We start from the raw sequence: 2,431 nt of genomic DNA on the forward strand, positions 1-2,431 counted from the left end.
GCCCGGGTCCGAACGACATGCCGCAGCCGAGTTGGCCTGGTGGCGCCTTCAACATCTCTTTCATCACGAACATGACGGTCGCGGACGACATGTTTCCGTACTGGCGCAACACCTCGCGCGATGGCTCCAGCGCGGTGGGTGCAAGCTTCAGGGCCCTTTCGACGGCGTCGAGAACCGAACGTCCGCCCGGGTGCACGGCCCAGAGGTCGATCGCCTCGGTCGGCCGATCGCCGAGGATGGCATCTTGGTTGCTCCGCAACGCCTCATGGATCGCTGCTGGAACCTGGCCGGAAAGGACCATTTCGAAGCCGTGGTCGCGAATGCTCCAGCTCATCAGATCCCGCCGCTCGTTCGCCACGATACAGTAAAAGCTTTCGAGCTCGATGCCGTGCGGCTCGGCGGTGACGAGCGCAGCCGCGCAGCCGTCGCCCCAGAGGCAGAACGACAGCAGCTTTTCCAGCCCGCTGGATTCCCGCAGATGCATCGTGCAAAGTTCAATATTGACCAGCAGGACCCTCGCCTGCGGGTCGGAGCGGACGATGTGGCGGGCAAGCTTGAGGCCATTGATCGCCGCGTAGCAGCCCATGAACCCGATCATCGTGCGTTCAACCCTTTCCGGCAGGCCGCATCGCGCAACCAGCTCCAGGTCGATGCCCGGCGCTGAAAAACCGGTGCAGGTGGTAACGATAAGGTGGGTGATGCCGGAAACGCCGCCACCAAGCTCTAATCCCTCGACGCCTTTTTTCGCCAGAACAGGTGCGGCATCTCCGAACATTGCCATTCTCTCGGCCGTTCCAGGAAAGGCGCCCCGGATGAACCTCCCGGCCAGGTCTGCTGACGGTCCTTCGGGGTCGCTGGCCGGTGCAAAGCAGGAATAGCGGTGCTCGATGCCGGCAAGGTCAGCCATGCGTTTAAAAATTCTTCGGCGATCGGCCGCAAGCAGGGAGGCCGCGAAACGCAGATAGAATTGATGAACCTCGTGCTCCGGCACCGCTGTCGCGATCCGGTTGATATACGCTTTGGCCGGCATATTCTGTCTCCTCGGCGTGTGCACTATTTGGGGCCACCGCCGGAGGTTGTTTGGTCATCGGCACCAGATGTCGGACATCAGGTTTTGAGTGTTGTTCGATGAACGTTTCTGAGACTTGATTTCATCCCGAGGTTCAGCATGTGCGGTTGCCGGGCGATGCTGCGGTTCGCCGGTACTAGGAACATAGGCTCCATTACCGAGGCGTCCACCAGGAGCCCGCGCTTCGGGCCGAGGCGCCATTGCGTCCGGCCCTCACCGGGCACGGCCTTTTTGCTGATCGATGGAACACTAGGGCACACTAACAGTTGTAGGATGACAGCGAATATCTCTTGGATATTGGCTGCTGGCTCGGGGCCAGACCCCGGTTGGCCCGCGCTCTTCCAGAGCGGGCTTCCCCGATCCCAGCCGGCTTGAAGCCCAATTTTGGGAACAATGGCCAGCTGCCATAAGGGTCGCGGTAAAGACAAGGAGAGCTGTCATGAACAACATCATCTGGCTGGTCGGGGCCATCGTTATCGTAATAGCGATACTTAGCTTCCTTGGCCTACGTTAGGATTCGCCTTTAGCGAAATCCGACGCGTGAGTAGGTAGTTACTTGGGACGGCTCTGGAACCCACATGGGGTCCGCAGGCCTAGCAGCTATCCGCGCTAACGACCCCGCTCCTTCACCGGGCGAAGGTCCCTGCCCAATCGATACCATCCAAGACCCAGTGCTCTCATTTGACGCCGCGTCTCCTGCCCTTGAGCGGGTGACGTCTCCGTCCGCTCAAGTTTGCGGCTGCGGCGCGTGAAAATCACCCTCGGGCGGTTGACCTTCCAGCTGCTGGAAGGTCTATTTTCCTTGCGAACGGAGATTTTCATCATGAACATTGGCATCGCATCCGAGAAATCCGGGCTGCCGTCCAAGACTATACGCTACTACGAGGACATCGGGCTTTTGCGCCCGGCCCGGACAGACAACGGCTATCGCGACTATTCGGTAGCCGACATCCACCGCCTCCGGTTTCTGCAGCGCTCGCGCAGCCTGGGTTTTTCGGTCGACGAATGCCGCCAGTTGCTGTCGCTCTATCAAGACAAGGACCGCGAGAGCGCCGACGTCAAATCTATCGCCGAAGCCAAGCTGGTGGAGATCGACAGGAAGATCGCCGAACTCGTGGGATTGCGCGGCCTGCTGCATCATCTGGTCGAGCACTGTCACGGCGACGAGAGGCCGGACTGCCCAATCATCGACGAATTGGCGGGAGAGGGCGTGGTTCAGTGAAATGGACCGCCGCCGCGGTGATGCTGTCGCTTGCCTGCGCCTCCGCGGTGGTGGCCGCGGCCGGACCTGACCCAATCGTCGCGACGCGCCAGTCCTCGATGAAGGAGATGGCCGCTGCCGCAAAGACGATCGCCGGGATG

At 60.9% G+C, this 2,431-nt stretch carries 2 protein-coding genes; one reads left to right on the forward strand and one right to left on the reverse strand.

Annotated elements, in window-relative coordinates:
- On the reverse strand, positions 1 to 1,030 hold a 1,030-nt coding region (locus EOA86_RS30685), incomplete at its 3' end, for a type III polyketide synthase (protein ID WP_164892139.1).
- 862 nt (positions 1,031 to 1,892) lie between these two features.
- Between EOA86_RS30685 and cueR the strand changes: the two genes are divergently transcribed.
- Positions 1,893 to 2,291: a Cu(I)-responsive transcriptional regulator gene (gene cueR / locus EOA86_RS30690; protein ID WP_029350608.1), complete on the forward strand. Its 399-nt coding sequence runs from the start codon at positions 1,893 to 1,895 to the stop codon at positions 2,289 to 2,291.
- Positions 2,292 to 2,431 lie beyond the last annotated feature (140 nt).

It is taken from the genome of Mesorhizobium sp. M5C.F.Ca.IN.020.32.2.1, from assembly GCF_004023105.1.
In the GTDB taxonomy this organism is placed as follows: domain Bacteria; phylum Pseudomonadota; class Alphaproteobacteria; order Rhizobiales; family Rhizobiaceae; genus Mesorhizobium; species Mesorhizobium wenxiniae.